The sequence below is a fragment of the Herbidospora mongoliensis genome (assembly GCF_001570545.1).
In the GTDB taxonomy this organism is placed as follows: domain Bacteria; phylum Actinomycetota; class Actinomycetes; order Streptosporangiales; family Streptosporangiaceae; genus Herbidospora; species Herbidospora mongoliensis.
In genome coordinates, this window is the sequence record NZ_BBXD01000011.1 from 256,156 (window position 1) to 276,157 (window position 20,002).

At 67.4% G+C, this 20,002-nt stretch carries 14 protein-coding genes; 9 read left to right on the forward strand and 5 right to left on the reverse strand.

Features of this window, described 5'->3' with window-relative positions:
* Positions 1-922 precede the first annotated feature (922 nt).
* The 3 genes from AW272_RS12770 to AW272_RS12780 all read right to left on the reverse strand — a co-directional run bounded on the left by AW272_RS12770 (position 923) and on the right by AW272_RS12780 (position 4,165).
* Positions 923-2,101, reverse strand: a complete 1,179-nt coding sequence (locus tag AW272_RS12770; RefSeq protein ID WP_218010876.1) for an ice-binding family protein — start codon at positions 2,099-2,101, stop codon at positions 923-925.
* Positions 2,102-3,161: 1,060 nt separating this feature from the next.
* The gene (locus tag AW272_RS12775; protein ID WP_066364036.1) at positions 3,162-3,545 is read right to left on the reverse strand and encodes a VOC family protein; all 384 of its coding nucleotides are present in this window, start codon (positions 3,543-3,545) and stop codon (positions 3,162-3,164) included.
* A 251-nt stretch (positions 3,546-3,796) separates the two neighbouring features.
* On the reverse strand, positions 3,797-4,165 hold the full coding sequence (locus AW272_RS12780; protein WP_157518517.1) for a hypothetical protein: 369 nt from the start codon (positions 4,163-4,165) through the stop codon (positions 3,797-3,799).
* A gap of 506 nt (positions 4,166-4,671) precedes the next feature.
* On the opposite strand from AW272_RS12780, the gene AW272_RS12785 reads away from it, so the two are divergent.
* Complete coding sequence (locus AW272_RS12785) at positions 4,672-4,905, forward strand: hypothetical protein (protein ID WP_066364040.1); 234 nt, start codon at positions 4,672-4,674, stop codon at positions 4,903-4,905.
* Positions 4,906-5,516: 611 nt separating this feature from the next.
* Here the strand turns inward: AW272_RS12785 and AW272_RS12790 are convergent.
* On the reverse strand, positions 5,517-8,927 hold the full coding sequence (locus AW272_RS12790; protein WP_169807538.1) for a phosphodiester glycosidase family protein: 3,411 nt from the start codon (positions 8,925-8,927) through the stop codon (positions 5,517-5,519).
* A gap of 1,202 nt (positions 8,928-10,129) precedes the next feature.
* Here AW272_RS12790 and AW272_RS12795 point away from each other — a divergent pair.
* The 8 genes from AW272_RS12795 to AW272_RS12830 all read left to right on the forward strand — a co-directional run bounded on the left by AW272_RS12795 (position 10,130) and on the right by AW272_RS12830 (position 18,644).
* Entirely contained in the window at positions 10,130-10,336 is a 207-nt protein-coding gene (locus AW272_RS12795; protein WP_066364043.1) for a glycine zipper domain-containing protein, read from the forward strand.
* Positions 10,337-11,150: 814 nt separating this feature from the next.
* The gene (locus tag AW272_RS12800) at positions 11,151-12,683 is read left to right on the forward strand and encodes an acyl-CoA carboxylase subunit beta (RefSeq protein WP_083958256.1); all 1,533 of its coding nucleotides are present in this window, start codon (positions 11,151-11,153) and stop codon (positions 12,681-12,683) included.
* Positions 12,684-12,688: 5 nt separating this feature from the next.
* The gene (locus AW272_RS12805) at positions 12,689-14,641 is read left to right on the forward strand and encodes an acetyl/propionyl/methylcrotonyl-CoA carboxylase subunit alpha (RefSeq protein WP_066364046.1); all 1,953 of its coding nucleotides are present in this window, start codon (positions 12,689-12,691) and stop codon (positions 14,639-14,641) included.
* Positions 14,638-15,399 (forward strand): enoyl-CoA hydratase family protein, encoded by a 762-nt coding sequence (locus tag AW272_RS12810; RefSeq protein ID WP_066364048.1) that lies wholly within the window; start codon positions 14,638-14,640, stop codon positions 15,397-15,399. Before AW272_RS12805 ends, AW272_RS12810 begins: the two co-directional genes overlap by 4 nt.
* Positions 15,399-17,090, forward strand: coding sequence for an acyclic terpene utilization AtuA family protein (locus AW272_RS12815; RefSeq protein ID WP_066364050.1), 1,692 nt, complete (start codon positions 15,399-15,401; stop codon positions 17,088-17,090). The genes AW272_RS12810 and AW272_RS12815 overlap by 1 nt, the downstream gene beginning before the upstream one ends.
* Before the next feature lie 88 nt (positions 17,091-17,178).
* The gene (locus AW272_RS12820; RefSeq protein WP_066364051.1) at positions 17,179-17,385 is read left to right on the forward strand and encodes a hypothetical protein; all 207 of its coding nucleotides are present in this window, start codon (positions 17,179-17,181) and stop codon (positions 17,383-17,385) included.
* A 78-nt stretch (positions 17,386-17,463) separates the two neighbouring features.
* Positions 17,464-18,318 carry a helix-turn-helix domain-containing protein gene (locus tag AW272_RS12825; RefSeq protein ID WP_066364052.1) on the forward strand — a complete coding sequence of 285 codons (855 nt, stop codon included), beginning with the start codon at positions 17,464-17,466 and terminating at the stop codon, positions 18,316-18,318.
* A gap of 134 nt (positions 18,319-18,452) precedes the next feature.
* Entirely contained in the window at positions 18,453-18,644 is a 192-nt protein-coding gene (locus AW272_RS12830; protein ID WP_245657478.1) for a hypothetical protein, read from the forward strand.
* On the opposite strand, the gene AW272_RS12835 is transcribed toward AW272_RS12830, so the two are convergent.
* Positions 18,617-20,002 (reverse strand): aspartate aminotransferase family protein, encoded by a 1,386-nt coding sequence (locus AW272_RS12835; RefSeq protein ID WP_066364055.1) that lies wholly within the window; start codon positions 20,000-20,002, stop codon positions 18,617-18,619. The two genes, AW272_RS12830 and AW272_RS12835, sit on opposite strands and share 28 nt — an antisense overlap.

A 20,002-nucleotide genomic window follows, 5' to 3' on the forward strand; every position in this document is an offset into this window, starting at 1 on the left:
GGCAGGACCGGTTCCGCCCGTTGCACCTTGAGGGCCCGCAGGTCCGGCGGGACCATTCGCTCCTGTCTGACCTGTTGCACCCGTGGGACCCGCCGCGCCTTGAGGACCCGCAGGCCCGGTCAAGCCATTGGCCCCCGCCGGGCCCACCGGACCGGTTGCGCCCGTTGCGCCCGCTGTACCTTGAGGGCCCGCAGGTCCGGCAGGACCATTCGCCCCTGCCGGACCTGTGGCACCGGAGGGACCCGTCACGCCTTGAGGACCCGCAGGTCCGGCCGAGCCGTTGGCCCCTGCCGGGCCTGTCGCCCCCGTTGCGCCCGCTGGGCCGCCCGGGCCCATCGCGCCTGTGGGGCCTGCGGGACCGTCTAGGCCGTCAGCGCCTGCCGGACCTGTGGCACCAGTGGGGCCTGCTGGTCCCTGCGGGCCCTTTCGTCCGTCTTTGCCCTTTGGGCCCTTCGGGCCTGCCGGGCCTTCCTTACCGGGCCATCCCCGAGGTCCGCGCCAACCACGCGGACCGCGGTGGCAGGTGCAGCAGGTGCTTTTGCACTTGTGGGACCAACGGCACTTCTCCCAGCAGCGCTTCTTCGCGTACGGGGGCGGTTTCCGGTAGATGTCCTTGTGGTGACGAGCTGGAACCGTCTCGTCACCGCGGACAGGATAATCCGTGGAAACGACGTCAAACTTCTCCGCGGCGATGGCCGCCGGCGTCTGGAGTGATACCGCGAGAAAAGCTCCCGCCAGGGTGGCCGCAACTCTCCGAGCCTGAAGATGTCCGCCGGACCGTACGACAAAAAAGCTTTGTCTTCTAGCAGAGTTCATTTACTTCGTACCGTTCTGGATCGCGATCAGATGGCTTCCATGACAGACAGGTAAGAGCCATCCAAAGATCGCCCGGAAGAATAAGATGATTCGCGTCAGGAGATAGTCAGGGCACAGTGCATGTTTCGCACTGGCAGGCCTCTATCGCGCAGAAGCCATTGGCATCGACCTTCTGGATGAACACCGCTGAGGTGCTGGGATCCGACTCGGCCGAGCCAGGGAAACTGGCGACGATCTCGTGCGCGCCCTCGGAAAGGGTCGCCACGGTCAGGGTGGCCTGGCCGTTGGCATCAAGCGGAGCCGTCCCCAGGCTCACCCCGTCGGAGAAGAACTCGACCAGGCCGGTGGGGACATTGGGGCCGAGAGAGCTCACTGTCGCGATGAAAGTGATCGGGCCCTGCTGGTTGATGGCGCACGACGAGTTCAGCGTGGTGGTCGTGCCGGAAGGCTGAACCGCGCAGACGGACCGTGTGATGGTGTTCGTGTCCAGAGTGACGGCACCGTTGCGGGCCAGCGCGCGGCCGTTCACGGTCCCGCCCGCGCCCACGGTGATCGAGGCCAGCGCGAGGATGTTCCCGGCGAGTCCGGAGGCGGCTCCCAGTGTGGCCGAGCTTCCGACCTGCCAGAAGACGTTGCACGGCTGGGCGCCACCAGTGAGGGTCACCGTGCTGGCTGCTGCGGTGATGAGGGTGGTGGCGGCCTGGAAGATGAAGACCGCGTTCGGGTCTCCCTGCGCGTCGAGGGTCAGGTTTCCGGTGATCCCGAAGGTGCCCGCAGCGGAGTTGTACGTGCCCGGTGTCACGACCGTCCCGCCGAGTTCTGTCGGGATGGTGGCGTCGGGAGCCTGTCCGGCGGCGTTGTTGTAAGCGGCGGTCAGGTCGGTCTGGGCCGTGGCGGCCACGGCATCGGCCGCATGGATGGCGCCGACCACGATGCCGGGCGGAAAGCCCGTGACCGCCGCCCCCGGGCTCGATCCAAGATCCCCGGTGACCAGAGTAGGACCGGTGTTGGTGACGGTGCTGCCGGCCAGGACCGCGAAGTTCGCGGCCGATCCGAGATTTACCGCAACAGCCGCATTGGCAGCATGTGGTGTCGCGACGAGAAGCCCCGTCGCGACCGTGGCTGTAAGAACTCCGGCCAGCCAGGAACGAACGATACGCCGCGGCACAACACGCGGGTGTCTGGCATCAACCATGATCATCTTCCTTTTAGATCGGCAGTTCCGCACCCAGGCAGATAACCGATTATTCGCATTCAGGCCGACTCTACCGATCGACGGAGTCAAGCTCGTTGCGGGACATACGTTCAGATCTCAGTTGTTCGGACCAGGCGGGGCACATAAATCCATAAAGGTATACAGTCCCGGCATTGGTAAAATATGGATCTTCTCATGCTGTGCTGGGCGATTTTGGAATAGTGCGAATTAAGCTGATATATGCCAGGTGCACCCGGCAACAGGCGCAGCGCCGAACATGGCGGCGGTCGGCGGCGTCATCTACAACCGGCCGGGTTCGATCTCGAAGATGAAGGCGGAATGGCTGTGACCGCACTCCTGCCAAAGACGTGACAGCGTGGCTGGTTGCCCCGTTCGGCCACCTGCCCCGGCCTGCGGCCGGGCGTCGAACCCGCCTATGCGGTGGCCTGCCCCCTGCCGAGCCACCGCTGACGATCAGGTCGACGCCTTCCACCAGGCGCCGGCCGAAAGCACCGACACCGGCCGCGACACCTTCGCAGCCCAGGATCAGATGCGCGCCATCCTGGCATGGCTCTGGCAAGTCGCCGCAGAGCCTGTTCTGAACGCCCTGGGCCACCGAAGGCCGCCACCTCCGGGCACTCCGCTAAGGAATGGCCGAGGGTCTGGTGGGCGCCCGGCGGGCTGCTCGGGCTGCTGCCCTCCACGCGGCCGGACACCATTCCAGCCACCCCGACCCCGCTCGGCCGTCGGTTCTCGACCGCGTCGTCACCTCCTGCACGCCGACAGTCGCTGCGCTCGCCCACTCCCGCCAGAAGTTCACCCGGCCTGCCGAGGGCCAGGCGCTCGGGGTGGCGACGTCGACAGCCCACGACCTGAGCAGCGCGGCATGCCCGAGCCGAGGCAGCGGATGCGGCACGCCGACTGCATCCGTGTCCTGGCCGAAGATCACCCGCACGCGACCGGGCGGGAAGCCACCGTGACTGCCCCAGGATGCCGACTGGACTCTAGGACGGCGGCCCTCCTGCAGCGGCCAAAAGGTCTGCCCGTCAGGCCATGAGGGGGCCGAGGTCGATCAGGGAAGGCGCCCTCCTGAGTGATTGGTTGCGATCGGCGGAACGCAGGGTTGGCGCACCGACACTCGACAGGAAGGTCAGGATGTGGTGGCGGCACGCTCGGCGGCGCTGCGCTCGACGCAGAACTCGTTGCCTTCGATGTCGGCGAGAGTGACCCAGCCGGAGCCGTCGGGGCGGCGGCGGTCGGCCACCAGAGTGGCACCAAGGGAGAGCAGGCGCTCGACTTCCTCATCGCGATTGCGATCCGTGGGCTGGATGTCGAAGTGGATCCGGTTCTTAATTGTCTTGCCCTCCGGGACGGCGACGAACAGGATCGCGACGCCCTCCGCCTCGACCAGGGCCTCGGGGTCACCAGGATGATCATCATCACCGAGCTTGGCATCGAGCACCTCCGCCCAGAACGTCCCGAGCCGGTAGGTGTCCGCACAGTCGATGGTCACATGGTGCACAAGAGAAGCCATAGACGACAGTATGACAAATGACGCATACCAGATCAGACCGTCACATCCAGTGGAGTGGCGTAAGAGATCGGTTTTCGCGTGAATCTATTCTTGCAGGTCAAGCAGTAAGCATCTCCTGCGATGCCTTCGGGATCGGCGCGTCGCCATTGATCACACGAAGTTGGGCTCTGGCGAGAATGTCCATCCCGATGTAGCGGCGGACCTCGCTCCATTCGTCGGTCTGCTCGGCTAGGCCGCACCGACCAGTCGGGTCATCCGGTGAAACGGATCGTGGCCCCTTGGCTCGTGATGGCCACCACGCGGAAAGAGAGTGTGTTCTTGCCGTTTGCGCGCAGGCCTCCTCGAGCGCCTTCGCCCAGGGAAGAGGTCATGCCAGGTCCCCGCACCACGACCATGTCCGTGTTGAACATGCCGCCGACGAACTTCTTCGACACGTACACCCTCGAAAAGCCGTAACGCTTCTTGGAAATGCGAAAACTGACGGATTTGGAGAAGGTGAAATGACATTTCCCGTCGTAGCAGCCGCGATAGGCGGGTTTGGCGGTGGCGGTGGCCGGGACAGCGGCCACGGCGGGCGTCACGACCACGGCGCACGCGAGGGTTAGGGCGGTTATGGCCATCCTATGCATGGTTTCCCCTTCGACAGATATGCGTAGTTCTATCGACATTAAGGTTTCTCGACGAGTTTCAGCCGACCCGGCCGGGGCTCCACGCCTGTTTCGGGAGTTTCCGCCAAGTACAGCTATCACCCGAATCGACCCGGAACCATCCCTACTGACCGGATCAATTTCACCGAGAAAACCTCATTGCGACGGGATAGATCCCGAAGCTTTGGCACGATATTGGTGCCTGACGTTGCCGAGCGCAAGGGGACGAGATGCCCGGCAGACCGACCAATCGGGTGATACTGACGGGCGCGGGGTGGCTGTTTTGGGTTGCTCACCAGCTGCGGCTCCGCAGCGGTGCAAACGGCCTCACCCGCCGTCCCGACGAGGTCGTCGCCGCTCCGGCACCGTCGTCTTCTATGGCAAGTTCTCCGCCATCGACTTCCCTGCCGCGGGCGGCGTCACTCCCAATAGCCAGGAACGGCACAAAGTTTCGGGCGTGCCGGGACGCGAATTGTGAGGTGCTCGTTTCAAACGGCCAGGTCATCACGCTGGACGACAAGTGGGGCCTGGCGCCGGTCGAGGTCACCGTCGAAGACGACTCGGTCGCCTTCAACGCGGTCACGGCGTCCGGCGCGCAGATAAGCATGTCCGAGCAGACGCCGGACCAAGGCGGCCCCAGCACCATCAACGACGTCAACTTCGAGGTGCTGGCGGTCCAGGGGAAGAAGGCCGTCATTATGATCACGCACTAGGCGCGGACTGACTTTCAGACCCTCCGCCAATAAGGGATTTTCAGGCCAATATGATCTGGTTTCAGCGCGCGTTATGAGGACGGATCCGCCGGGAAGCCCGCGCGGACATCCAGGAATCCTTCCTCAAACTGCCTGCGTCGACGTGACCTTCGGACGTCAATTTCAACCGCCGTGTGTGGTCCAAGGCCCTCACAGACGCAGAGCTTCTGAAGATCCACTTCCACGACCCGCACTCCACCGACGGACGACAGCGCGAGATAGCCGACAAGCTCGACGACCCCGCCCGACGGGCACCGGAGAAACCATCAGGCACGCAACGGGCACGGAAGCGAAACCAGCCCGATAAAACATTGAAGCCCAGAGGAATAGCATCTGAACTGGGCTTTTACATGGGTAGAGCCGAGGAGATTCGAACTCCCGACATCCTGCTTGCAAACGGGAGCCAGCCATCACGTGGAGAGCTCCGTGGCCCGTTCAGACGTGTGGTGGCAACATCGGCCGGGCAACGCTGAGGGCGAGCATGTACGTGCTCGCCCTCAGTCAAGCCGCCCCGCGCGTCAGACCGCTCAGGAGCCGATCCGTAGCGGTTGCGGGCCAGGTGTTGGTAACGGTCACTTGCCGCGCAGGACCTGGATGGTCTTCGAGGTCGTGATCGGCGCGAGCGAGCTGTCGTCGGTGTAGGCGCGCATCGAGTCGTTCGTCACCGTCACGGTCACCGAGCCGGGGTTCAGCGCGGTGAGCGTCCGGGTCTGCGGGTCCAGGATCGCGACCCTGCCCTTGCGGAGGGCCGTGTCGATGGCATCCTGCCCGCTGCCGATCGCCAGGTTGGACGAGCCGCTCCAGCCGACCGACATCGGGTACCGCAGCGGCACCACACGCGTGCCCGTCGACACGCCCGCCGGCTGCACGATGCTGCCCGAGAGCTGCGCCGTCCCGCTCACCTCGAGCGAGTCAGGGGTGTTGAGCGTGATGGACTGCGCGAAGGCGCGCACCTCGGCCTCGAGCCACTGCTTGTCCGCGTCCCGCCGCGAGTCGACAGACCAGTTGACCCACCCGGTGAAACCGCCGCGGTCCGGCGTGCCGTACGGGTCCTTGCCCGACGACGGCAGCACCATGTACTGCACGCCTTCGAGGCGGTGGACGTCGGCGATCTGAGCGTGGGATCCGACCATCGCGGTGCCCTTGCCCGTGGAGTCACGGAAGTCCGTGAGCATGTTCTCGATGAGCGCGACCTCGTCGCGGTCCCCGAGCTGACTGGAATTGGCCTCGGCGGGGTCGTCCACCGGATGGTGGGCGAACACCACGACGTTGTGTACCGACTGGTCCTTCTCCGCGTCGCCGAGCGCCTTCTGCAGCATCGGGAGCTGCTCCCACGCCGACGAGCGCAGCGACCCGAGCGAGCTGGCGAGCAGGATGAACCGCGTGCCCTTGTGGTCGAAGGTCCGGTACGGCCGGCCGAACTCCTTGGTGAAGTTCGTCAGGTCGGACTGGACGTTGTTGAGACCGTAGGACTCGTGGTTGCCCGGCACGTAGTAACACGGGATCGAGCCGGCGTTCGGGTTCGGCGTGCTGTCTTCCGACGGCTCCTGGCCGACCGGGATGAGGTCGCACCCGGCATCGGTGAGCACCTGGCGGGCAAGCGTGAGGTCCTGCGGCAGGCCACGGTCGGTGATGTCACCGTTGAGGACGAGCAGGTCCGGCTCGGTCTTGCGGATCCGCTTGATGGCGGCCGTCGCGACCTGGGTCAGCGCCGGGTTGTCGGCCGTGAACTGCACGTCCGACAGCGTGGCGAACTGCCACGTGCCGGGGCCCTCGGGCAGTGAGCCGTCGTCGGAGATGAGCGGGTCGGGCCTCAGGCCGGGCTGGGCAGGCAAGTCGATCGACGTCGGGACGTCGGCCTCGATGCGGTCCAGGACGAACGTGCCCGCCTTCTGCTCGGGGACGCTCGTGTTGATGCCTTGGAAGCCCGAGATCGAGATCGGGAACGCCGTGTTCGCCGGCAGCGTCCACGTCGCGTACTGCCAGTCGTTGCTCGCGGTCAGGGCGGTGCCGTAGATGCCGGTGCTCTTGCCGGTCGCGTCGTAGTAGGCCATGTAGGTCAGGCCGCTCGGCACGTTGACGCTCGACTTGATCCGCATCCGCAGGCGCAGCGGCTGGCCGGGCACGGCGACGCGCCCGGCCGCCGACGTCGCCGTGATGCCCACGTTGCGCATCGCGTTGAAGTCGATCCGCAGACCGTCGGGGTCCACCGAGAACGTCGTGGCCGCGGTGCTGTTGTTGCGCCAGTGGGCGAGCACGTCGTCATTGAAGTCGTAGACCGTCTTGGTCTCAACGCCGACCGTGATCGGGAGCTGGACCGACTTGCCGCCGAGCGAGACCGTGAGGATCGTGCCCGCGGCGGTGAGCGGGGTGATCTTCAGCTTGCCGTCCACGGACTGGATGTCGACGACGTTGTGGTCGTAGTCGAGCGCGAGGTCCCGCGGGTCGATCGGGGCCGTGTAACCCTGGTCGTCGCGGCCGGTCACGGAGACGGTGACCGCGTGGGCGGGCGTCGCCTCGGCGATCGACAGGCGCTGGGACGACAGCTCGACGCTGCCGACCGGGTCGAGAACAGTGACTTTGGCGGGCTGCGCCACCGCGGAACCCACCCGCGCGTCGACGGTGATCCGGCCGTTCGGCTTGGCCGGGGCCACGAGTGTCCCGCCTTCGACGGACGCTCCACGAGCGGACCACTGCACGGACTTCTGGTCGACGCCCACCGGTGTCTGGTGGTTGTCGACGCCCTCCGCGACGAACGTGAGGTGCATCCCCGGGAAGACCTTCAGGCCGGACACGGATTTAATGAGGAGCTCATGCAGCTTGCCGTCGCCCTTCGCGACGAACACCCCCACGCCGTTCGGGTCGTTGCGCTCGCGGCCATCGGACGGGACGTTGCGGACGGTCGCGTCGTCGTGGCCGAGCTCGCGGGCGACCATCGTGGTCGAGCCGCCGCCGTCGAGGTTGACCGCGGTCTGCACGCCCATCGCGACGAGGTCACGCGCCTCCTTGTCGATCCCGACGCCGCCCTTGCCGGTGCCGCCCGGACCGTCCCAGGTGGCGAGCACGAGCGTGCGACCGCCGTCCTTGAAGCCGAGCGCGGTGCGCGGGGCGATCGAGGGGTCGAGGCCGCCGACGACCTGGCCGCCGGTGACGATGGTGCCGCCGTGGCCGAGCGCGAACTTCATCGTCTTCGCGGCGTCGTCGGCGAGCGCGTAGCTGAGCGTCACCGGGTTGCCGGGCTGCAGCGCGCGGATCGCGGTCGCCGCGGCGCCGCGCCCGACGAGCACGAAGCCGTCGTCCGGGATCGTCCCCGAGCCCGCGGGCCCATTCGGCGTGACCGACACGACCGAGCCGTTCTGGACCAGCACCTCGGCGATCTGGTCGTTGGCCACACCCGTCAGGCCGCGGTTGCGGCTGTAATCGCCCCACGCGGACGTGAACGCGATCAGCCCGTCCGCAGGGACCCCACCGCCGTTCGCCGCGTTGACAGATAGAACCGTGTGGTCCGCACCCGCGAAGTTCGCGGCAGCGTTGACCATGAGGTTCACGAGCTGGGCGATGCCGTCATCGCTGACGCCGACGTGCTGGCGGCCGCCGATGTCGGCGGTCTTGATGAGCTGCCCGTTCTGGACCTCGCCACCGAGCGCCGCGTTGGAGTTGCCGATGTCGAAGAACTCGCCGTTGACACCCGCGACAGCGCCGGCCTTGTTGGCGGCCACGCTGAGCGGCCCGCCGAACGCGACCGGCCCGGCGGTCAGCAGGTCGGTGCTGACCGCGCTGTTGGACAGGTCAACGGTGAGGAACTGCGCGTCGTACCAGCCCTTCTGGTCGAGCGCCTTCACGTGCTTTAAGTTGATTCCCGGACCGATCTTCTCGTCCGTGTTGATCAAGGGGATTCCGCCGGTCACCGGCGCAGGTGGACTGCCTTCCGCGTACGCGGCGGCGGGTACGCCCGCCAGCGTCGTCGCTGCGGCGAGCGCCACCAGCAGAAGCTTCGTACGTGGATGGTTCAAGACCATCGATTTCATTGGGACCTCGGGTCAAGTGATGACACGGAGGCAACGCCCCCGCTGCGCCCAGTTGGATCAAGGGCACAAGCACTTGATTTAAGAGATCACCCAAGAAGCGCTGGTGACGCCACCACGAGCACGCGATGAAGCCTGGCGGAAGAGGCGTCGGTTGGCATCCCGCTGGAGATGACCGCTCGCAACACATGATCGGCGGCGCGCAGCAGGCACCGGACCAGCGTGCTGGTGTCCTGCGTGGCGAGATGGCGGTGTTCGGGATGCGCATGTACGGGCACCGTGTGCCCCGTTGTACGCGGCCCTCGATCGCCTCACCTGTGAAAAGTGCGACCCGTCCGCCGGGGAGGCCGAGCGTCTCACCCGGTCCCGGCAGGCCCGAGGCGGCGCAGGCGAGGAACACGACGTTGACCGCCTCATGCAGGATGCGATCACCATGAATCTGCTCCGCAGGAAGTCTGACCGTGCTGTATCTACTGCTGTATGAGATCAAAGATCACTTCCTGATCATGGGAAGTGGTCTTTGACGTGTGGTGGAGCCTGGGAGATTCGAACTCCTGACATTCTGCCTGCAAAGACGGCTACCGATTTTGCTCGCCCTGCGAAGACACAGCTCAGCGTGCTGATGGCGTTCCCCGTGAATCCCCGGTGTTCCCCCTCGTTTCCCGCCCAATCGAGCACACGACAGGCACGAAATGAGCGGATCCGTTCACCAGGCCCCCGGTCTTCCCCCTCCTCCTCGTAGCTGCCGATCCGCAAAGCGAGCGCGCCGTGTCAAAAGTCAGCGAAGCTGATGGCGAAGCGACGCCGACAGGAGCCCTTGACTCGGTGGGCTCGTCCAGGAGAATCGGCCAACGAGGAGGCTGGATCACAGTCCAGCGGTCATCCGCCCGTACCATCCTCTGACACTGCTGAACTTCAGGTCAGAGGCGGTGTTCCGTTGTTCGCGAATCCCAATGACTCCCCTTCGACCGCTCTCCTGGGGATCACACAACGGCGGCCACCGCGAGATCATTCGGAGTTTGTGAAGACAACCAAAGATCATGCGATGGCGGGCGGGAACTTTGATATCAGGTGTTATGTTGTGGAGGAAGGTGGTTGCGCATCCGCCGTGGTGGGCCGCCAGTTTGTCAGCCTTTCCGCCCACGTCCTGGAGAGATGCGATGACGAGCAACAACATGCCTTCAGGCGCCGAAGGTCTCGGGATCTCGGGAAATCTCGGGGTCTGGCTCGCATTTGGCTCTATTTTCGGCACCACGGTCGGGATTTTTTTTGACAACATCGCTCTCGGTGTCGCCCTGGGTTTGGCCCTGGGTTTGGTCGTCGGCTCCGTCTTCATCGCGCGAAGGAATGACGCCGGCGAATCCTGAGCGCCGCGCCCGAGATATGTGCTGCGGGGTCGTAGGCGCCACCGGGGAGTCCAGGAAGCAACGCGACGGCGCTGGGGATGGTGGCCGCGTCAGGCGTTGGTCAGATCCAGCATCTCGGCCGTCTGCCCCTCGCTCCTCTCACCGGTGAGCTGAAATTCACAAGTACCGATGATCATATAGCGGCCGTTTTCACGTCACCTCGACCGCGAAGTGTCACTCGAGTACATCTCACGCCTGGTCGGTTACGCGAACACCCAGACGGCCTACCGCTTCCAGCTCCCATCTGTCCTGCTGCAAGGGGCGGAAGCCATGGACGACATCTTCCCCATGAGCGGGGATACGTAGGCACCCAGTTAGACACCACCCCCACTAAGCGATCATTAGTGGGGTGTGTTTTGTTTATGCTGGTGGAGCCTGGGAGATTCGAACTCCTGAAATCCTGCTTGCAAAGCAGGCGCTCACCGTCCCCCTGACAGCGATCGAGTGGCCAGAGATGGTCGGGTGGCCGACCACGCGAAGCCGTAGCGGAAGAAGCTTCACGAGCGAAGCGAGCAGCCGTCCGAGCGAAGCGAGGCCTTGCCGGGGAGCGCGAGGGGCGGAGCACCATCGCAAGGGAGCGCAGCGACCCCGGAGCGGTAGCGACGTCGGGCGCGAAGCGACCAGGGGGAGCGCGAGGGGGCGAAAGCCCCTTCGCATCGGGGGGCTCGGGGGGTCGTCCCCCCGGATACCGCGCCAGCCCCCCCACAAACCCTTAAACTCACCGAACGTGATCCAACCTCCCGACTCGGCGGAAACGCAGCAGCGACGTACCGCGATGCTCGGCCGACTCGCCGAACTGGCGGCGGAGCACGCCAAAGCGGTCGAAGGCGGCGGCCAGAAGTACGTCGACCGTCATCACGCCCGGGGCAAGCTGCTGGCCCGTGAGCGCGTCGAACTGCTCCTCGACTCTGACGCGCCGTTCCTCGAACTGTCCCCGCTGGCCGCGTGGGGCTCCGACTTTCCCGTCGGCGCCAGTGTGGTCACCGGCATCGGCGTGGTCGAGGGGGTCGAGTGTGTCGTCGTCGCGAACGACCCGACCGTCCGGGGTGGCGCGTCGAACCCGTGGACGCTGCGCAAGACGCTGCGGGCCACCCAGATCGCGCTGGAGAACCGGCTGCCGCTGATCAATCTGGTCGAGTCGGGGGGTGCCGACCTGCCGACCCAGAAGGAGATCTTCATCCCGGGTGGCCGGATGTTCCGTGACCTGACCCGGCTGTCGGCGGCGGGCGTCCCGACGATCGCGCTGGTCTTCGGCAACTCGACGGCCGGCGGCGCCTACGTGCCGGGTATGTCCGATCATGTGGTGATGGTCAGGGAACGTGCCAAGGTGTTCCTCGGTGGGCCGCCGCTGGTCAAGGTCGCGACCGGTGAGGACGCCGACGACGAGTCGCTCGGCGGCGCCGAGATGCACGCCCGCGACTCCGGCCTGGCCGACTATCTCGCGGAGTCGGAACACGACGCCATCAGGATCGGCCGCGACATCGTCAAGCGGCTGAACTGGCGGAAGAAGGGCCGTGAGCCGAAAGCCTCGAAGCCGCCGTTGCTCGACGAGGACGGCCTGCTCGGCATCGTGCCGGAGGATCTGCGGATCCCGTTCGACCCGCGTGAGGTCATCGGGAGAATCGCCGACGGCAGCGAGTTCGACGAGTTCAAGCCGCTCTACGGTCCCAGCCTGGTCACCGGCTGGGCCACGATCCACGGCCACGAGGTCGGCATCCTGGCCAACGCGCAGGGCGTGCTGTTCAGCCAGGAGGCGCAGAAGGCCGCCCAGTTCATCCAGCTCGCCAATCAGGCGCGCACACCCTTGCTGTTCCTGCAGAACACCACGGGCTACATGGTGGGCAAGGACTACGAGCGGGCGGGGATCATCAAGCACGGCTCGATGATGATCAATGCCGTGTCGAACTCCACGGTGCCGCACCTGACGATCGTCATGGGCGCCAGCTACGGCGCGGGGAACTACGGGATGTGCGGGCGGGCGTACGACCCCCGGTTCCTGTTCACCTGGCCGAGCGCGAAGTCTGCCGTGATGGGGCCCGCGCAGCTCGCCGGGGTGCTGTCGATCGTGGGGCGGGCCGCCGCCGAGGCGCGTGGGCAGGCGTTCGACGAGGAGGGCGACGCGGCGATGCGGGCCATGGTCGAGGCGCAGGTCGAGACCGAGTCGCTGCCGTTCTTCCTGTCCGGCCGCCTCTACGACGACGGCGTGATCGACCCGCGCGACACCCGTACCGTCATTGGATTGTGCCTGTCCGCCATCGGCTCGGCCGCCGAGTCGCCCGCCGCCGGTTTCGGCGTCTTCCGGATGTGAGTCAGATGATCAGACGGGTTCTGGTGGCCAACCGCGGCGAGATCGCCCGGCGGGTGATCCGCGCGTGCGACGCGCTGGGCATCGAGACGGTGGCGGTGTTCAGCGACGCCGACGCCGGGTCGCGGCATGTCGCCGAAGCCGGGTCGGCGGTACGACTGTCCAAGTACACGGATGTGGAGAAGCTGGTCTCCGCGGCCAGGGCCGCGGGCGCCGACGCGGTGCACCCCGGTTACGGGTTCCTGTCGGAGGACGCCGGGTTCGCGCGGGCGGTGATCGAGGCGGGGCTGACCTGGATCGGGCCCTCCCCCGAGGCCATCGCGGCGATGGGCGACAAGATCGAGGCCAAGGCGCTGATGGCCGAGGCGGGGGTGCCTCTCCTGCCGACCCTGGCATTCGGGGGCGCGTTCACCGAACCGCCGGCCGATCTCACCTACCCGCTGCTGCTGAAGGCGTCGGCGGGAGGCGGCGGGCGCGGGATGCGGATCGTCCGGTCGGCCGAGGAGCTCGCCGAGGCGCTGGAGTCGGCGGGGCGCGAGGCCGCGGCGGCGTTCGGCGACGGGACCATGTTCGCCGAGCCGCTGCTGGAGCAGGCCAGGCACGTCGAGGTACAGATCCTCGCCGACACGCACGGCACCGTCTGGGCGCTCGGCGAGCGCGAGTGCTCGATCCAGCGGCGTCACCAGAAGGTCCTGGAGGAGGCGCCCTCCCCTGGCGTGACCCCGGAGCTGCGCCGTTCGCTGGCCGAGGCGGCGGTGAACGCGGCCCGCGCGATCGGCTACACCGGCGCGGGGACCGTCGAGTTCCTGCTGGCAGACGGCCAGTTCCACTTCCTGGAGATGAACACCCGGCTCCAGGTGGAGCACCCGGTGACCGAGGCCGTCTACGGCGTCGACCTGGTGCGCCTGCAGATCGAGATCGCCGAGGGCGCCGCCCTGCCCGGCCTGCCGCCGAGCCCGGTGGGCCACGCCATCGAGGTGCGGCTCTACGCCGAGAACCCGGCCGACGGCTGGAACCCCCAGAGCGGCACGATGCACCGGTTCGAGGTGCCCGGCGTGGAGGCCGAGTTCGGCGAAGGCGGCCTGCGGCTCGATTCCGGCATCGTCTCGGGCGACGAGATCGGCACCTTCTACGACCCGATGCTGGCCAAGGTCATCGCCTACGCCCCCACGCGGGAAGCGGCGGCGCGCAGGCTGGCCACCGCGCTGGCCTTCGCGAAGATCCACGGGCCGACGACCAACCGCGATCTTCTCGTACGCGTCCTGCGGCACCCCGAGTTCCTCCAGGGCATGACCGACACGGGCTTCCTGACCCGCCACGGCCTGCCAGTCGAGCAGGAGCCCGACGCTGACGCCCGGCAGCTCTTCGCTCCCCTCGCGGGCGTCGAGGCCGTGCGTCTCTCCGCGCTGGCGGCGGCGCTGGCGCAGGCGGCGAAACCCAGAAGGACACTCGGCGACCTGCCCACCGGCTGGCGCAACGTCGTCTCACAACCGCATAAAGTCCAGTTCGCCGAGGCCGGCGAGATCACCTATCTCCACACCCGCGACGGCCTGAAGTCCTCCCCCGAGGCCACCTTCATCTCCGCCTCGGAAGACGAGGTCGTGCTGGAGATCTCCGGCGTGCGCCGGGTGTTCGACGTCGCCTTCTACGACGGTGCCGTGTACGTCGACTCCTCGCTCGGCCCGGTTCGGCTGACCCCCCTCGCGAGGCTGCCGGTGCCGGTGGTGCAGACTCCTCCTGGGTCGTTGCCCGCCCCGATGCCCGGCACCGTGCTGCGGGTCGAGGTCGGCGTGGGTGACGAGGTGAAACCTGGGCAGACGGTCGTGGTGCTGGAAGCCATGAAGATGGAACATCGCATCACGGCTCCCGCCGAGGGGGTGGTGGCCGAGCTGACCGCCGTCGCGGGGCGGCAGGTCGACGCGGGCACAACCCTGGCGGTGATCAAGGAAGTGACACAGTGACCGAGGTCGTACACCTGACGGTCGAGCGGGGAGTGGCCACGGTCACTCTCGACTCGCCGCGCAACCGCAACGCCCTGTCGCGTCAGCTCGTCGAGGAGCTGTCGGCCCATCTTGAGGCGGCGGGGTCCGACGACGACGTCCGGGCGGTGCTGCTGACCCACACGGGCCCGGTGTTCTGCGCCGGGGCCGACCTGTCGGAGGCCGCGGCCGAGGGCATGGAGGCGGGCACCCGCCGGATGATCGAACTGTTCACGCTGGTCGTCGAGCTGCCCAAGCCGGTCGTCTGCCGGATCGCGGGCAAGGCACGGGCGGGCGGGCTCGGCCTGCTCGGCGCGTGTGACATCGTCGTCGCCGACGACGGCGGCGACTACGCGTTCTCCGAGGCCCGCCTCGGGCTCGCCCCCGCGATGATCTCGCTGACCCTGCTGCCGCGCCTCGACGGCCGGGCCGCCGGGCGCTACTTCATCACCGGCGAGACGTTCGGCGCGATGGAGGCCCAGCGCATGGGCCTGCTGACCCAGGCGGTCCCGCTGCCGCAGCTCGACGACACGGTGGAGACGGTCCTCGAAGGCCTGCGCGCCGCCTCGCCGCAGGGTCTGGCGGAGTCGAAGCGGCTGGTCACCGAGCCGGTGCGGAGGCTGCTGGCCGAACGCGGCGACGAGATGGCGACCCTGTCCGCGAAGCTCTTCTCCTCGCCCGAGGCCCGGGAGGGTATGAGCGCGTTCCTGCAGAAGCGCCCGCCCGCCTGGGCCGTCTGATGCTCCGCGTCGCCAACTGCTCTGGCTTCTACGGCGACCGCCTCTCGGCCGCGAGAGAGCAGGTCGAAGGCGGTCACATCGACGTCCTGACGGGTGACTGGCTGGCCGAGCTGACGATGCTGATCCTGGCCGGGAACCGGCTGAAGGGCCGTCCCGGCTACGCGACCACGTTCGTGAAGCAGCTCGCCGACGTGCTGGGCACCTGCCTCGACCGCGGCATCAAGGTCGTGTCGAACGCGGGCGGCCTCGACCCGGCGGCCTGCGCCCAGGCCGTCAGGGATCTCGGTCTTCCCGCCAAGGTCGCGACCGTGACCGGCGACGACCTGATGCCCCGGCTGCCGGAGCTGGGCCCGCTGGTCAACCTCGACACCGGCGAGACCCTCACGGCGGGCCCGATCACCGCCAACGCCTACCTGGGCGGTTTCCCGATCGCCGCCGCGCTCTCGGCCGGCGCCGACGTCGTGGTGACCGGCCGCGTCACCGACGCGGCCCTCGTCACCGGGCCGGGAATCTGGCGGTACGGCTGGCGCCCCACCGACCTCGACGCGCTCGCCGGATCGGTGGTGGCGGGCCACATCATCGAATGCGGCTGCCAGGCCACCGGCGGCAACTACTCCTTCTTCGAGGAGATCCCCGACCTGGCCCACTGCGGCTTCCCCATCGCCGAACTCCACGACGACGGCTCCTGCGTCATCACCAAACACCCGGGCACCGGCGGCACGGTCACCGTGGGGACCGTCACCGCCCAGCTCCTGTACGAGATCAGCGGCCCCTCCTACCCGGGCCCCGACGTGACGGCCCGGTTCGACACGATCCGCCTGATGCAGGACGGCCCCGACCGCGTGTCGGTCAGCGGTGTGCGGGGTGACTCACCCCCGCCGACCTTGAAGGCCGCCGTCAACGTGCTGGGCGGCTATCGCAACACGATGACCCTGGTGGTGACCGGTCTCGACGTCGCCGGGAAGGCCCGGGTCGCCGAGGAGGCCATCTGGGCGCGCGTGCCCAGGGAGAGCTTCGAGCAGACGTACACGGAACTGACCGGAGACCTGCTCCGGATCACGGTCATGGACTCCGACCGGCGCAAGGCCGGCCGCCTCTTCTCCTCCGCCGTGGTGGAGACGGGCCTGGCCAGCTATCCCGGCTTCCACGGGCTGACCCCGCCCGGCGACGCGTCCCCCTACGGCGTCTACTGGCCGGTCGCGGTCCCCCGCGAGTCGGTGCACGTCGAGGTGGCCCTCGACGGCTCGGCGATCCCCTTCGGGGATGACGCGCCTGAGAACGCCCCCCGGGTGCCGCGCGCGCCACTCCCCGACGCGCCCGCGGAGGCCGGGCCGTGGTTCTCCCCGCCGATGCCGATCCCGCTGTCCGTGGAGGAAGAGCTCCGACCTCTGGGCCTGATCGCCGGTGCCCGGTCGGGTGACAAGGGCGGCAACGCGAACCTCGGCGTGTGGGTGCGGAATCCGGATCACTACGCCTGGCTCGCGAGCTACCTGACGGCCGACCGGCTGCCGGAGTTGCTTCCGGAAGTCGCCGGATTGCGCGTCGACCGCTTCGTCTTCCCCAATCTGCTCGCGGTCAATTTCGTGGTGCACGGCCTGCTCGGCCGGGGCGTCGCCGCCAGCCCGCTGATGGACGCCCAGGCCAAAGCGCTCGGTGAGCGCCTGCGCGCGATACCGGTTCCGTTGCCCTGAGTCCATACCGCAATCGGAACCGGACCCCGACGAAACGTGAGCCCTCCTACAATTGCTCGCAATTGCGGCTGTACGGAAGGACACTGCCATGCGCCTCCGCTTCCTCGGCACCACCTCCGAGGCCACCTCGTGCCCCACGCTCTACGAGACCGACCGCGGCACCATCGTCGTGCAGGGCACCCTGCTGGTGGACCCGGAGGCCAGGGCCGATCTCCGGCACCTCGCCGACGACGAGACGGCGGTCGAGGTCCCGCGTGAGCTCCTGGTCGAGATCGCCCGGAAGGTCTTGACCTGATCACGATTAGGGAGCTCCCTATGGCCTGAGTGACGAGCCGCGGTCTAGCTTGGTCCGCACCATGCCGAAAGGGATCGAGTGAGCGGTTTTCAGCAGGCCCGAATCGACTTGGGCATCCAGCTCAGGCAGCTTCGCGAGGCCGCTCATCTGTCGGGCAAGGACCTCGCCGAGCGCCTGAACTGGCAACCGTCGAAGGTCTCGCGGATCGAGAACGCCCGCCAGACCCCGACGGAGGACGACGTGGTCGTCTGGGCGCAGGCCGTCACCGCCGACCCCGGCGTGGTCGACCTGCTGATCCAGCAGGCCGTCGGCCTGGTCGAGCGGCACGACTCGTGGAAGGCCAGGCACAAGGGCGGCCTGGCGGCGCTTCAGGAGGACGTACGCGATCTTGAGGCGCGGATCCGCACGCTGCGGATCTTCGAGGCTGGGCTGGTCCCGGGCCTGCTGCAGACCGCGGAGTACTCCCGGCACATCTTCCAGAAGGTCCGCCGGGTCTACGAGGCGGTCGACGACGTCGACGCGGCGATCCGGGTGCGCATGCAGCGGCAGGAGATCCTCTACGATCCCCAGCGCCAGTTCAGGTTCGTGGTGCCCGAGGCCGTGCTGCACGTGCGGCTGGCCCCGATCGACGTGATGCGCGGTCAGATGGACCGGCTGCTCGCGATCACCACGCTGCCCAACGTCGAGTTCGGCGTGATCCCGTTCGAGGCGGCGCTGCCGGCCTCCCCCCTGAACAGCTTCGCCATCTACAACGAGGCGCTCGTCGGCGTGGCCACATTCACCAAGGATCTGCTGCTCAGAGACGCCGACGACATCGCCTTCTACGGCCGCGCGTTCGACGACTTCGCGGGCGCCGCCTCCTATCGCGACGAGGCGCGCGCGGTCATCGTCCGAGTGATCGGCGAATTGGGGAAACAATCTCCTGATTCCTAAGAGCAATTGCTTGCCTCATGTGACGGGAGCGTGCAATCCTTTTCCCTCAGCCGGGAGGTGATTGTGCGATGGTTGACACATTGTGGTGTCTTGAGCGATTCGCCGATGCGACACGAGATCACATCGATCTGTCCGTGCGCCTGTTGAGCGCCAACCCGCCCGCGGTGCACGTACGGAATCGCTTCTCCGAGACGCTCGAGGAAACGGTGACCTGCACCGACCTCGGCGCCTTCGTCACCTCGTGGGGTTACCGGCTCGGCACGGTCGAGTCGGTCGAAGACGCCGCCGCCCGTCTCGCCTACCTGATGGCCGCGCTGCCGGCGTAGTCACGCCCCATGGCCTCGAGGTTCACCAGGAACCTGCGCACATCGGCCTCGCTGTGCTGGACCGACAGCGTCCATTGCTCGCATTTTCCCCACGGCGGCAGGAAGACCCCGCCGTTGTGCTGGTAGAGCCAGTGCGCCTGACCCCATTCGTCGGGGTAGTCCAGGAAATCGCGATAGTCGCGGAGTTTCTGGTGGAATATTACTGAGCCCTTCGCGCCATACGCCTGTACATATCCCGGCATTCCATATCTCTGGAGAATGCCGGTCACTCCTTCCACCATTACCGAGCGCAGCCGATCGAAGTGACGATAAGCGTCCGTATCAAGGACGTCCCGGAGCACGACGGCCGCGACCGCCATGGTCAGTGGATTTCCATTGAACGTTCCGACCTGCTCGTACACCCCTTCTGAGATCAGCCTCATCAGGTCGGGTGTGCCGCCGATCGCGCCGCACGGCAGGCCGCCGCCGAGCGCCTTGGCCAGGCAGATGATGTCGGGCGTCACGCCCAGTAGTTCGGACGCGCCGCCGGGCGCCACCGACAGCCCGGTCTTGACCTCGTCGAAGGCGAGGTAGGCGCCGTGGCGGTGCAGCAATTTCTTCAGGTCCGCGAGATACCCGTCGGGCGGCGGGATGAGCCCGATGTTCATCATGACGGGTTCGAGGATCATGCCGGCGATCTCGCCGCCGTGCTCGATGAGCGCCCGCTCGACGGCCTCCAGGTCGCCGAAGGGCACCACGATGGTCAGCCGGGCGAGGTCCGGCGGCACGGAGACGCTGTAGCGCACGGAGCGAGGACGCATCGGCGGCCCCGCCTCCTCGATCGTGGGATAGACGCTGACCTGCACGGAGTCGTGGTGGCCGTGGTAGCTGCCCTCGACCTTGAGGATCTTCATACGGCCGGTGGCGGCCCGCATGAGGTGCACGGCGTCCATGGTGGCCTCGGTGCCGGAGTTCCCGAACCGCCACATCGGCAGCCTGAACCGTTGCGCGAGGAGCCTGGCGACCACCACGGCGTCGCGGGTGGGCTGCGCGAAGTGGGTGCCCTTCCTGACCCGTTCGTCGACGGCCGCGACCACAGCAGGATTCGCGTGCCCGACGAGGTTGACCCCGAACCCGCCGTGCAGATCGACATACGAGGTGCCGTCGAGATCGACGACCCGGGACCCCTGGCCGTGCGAGATCCACACGACCCCGGGCGGTGCGTCCTGCCAGTTGGAGGCCACTCCCCCGGGCAAGACATCGGAGCATTCGGTGCGCGCTCGCCGCGACTCGGTGGTCCGGGCGAGGAACGCGACCTCTTGAAGGGCGATCAGGTCGTCCAGTACGCGAGCCGTTGTCGGCTCGCTGACGACGGTCAT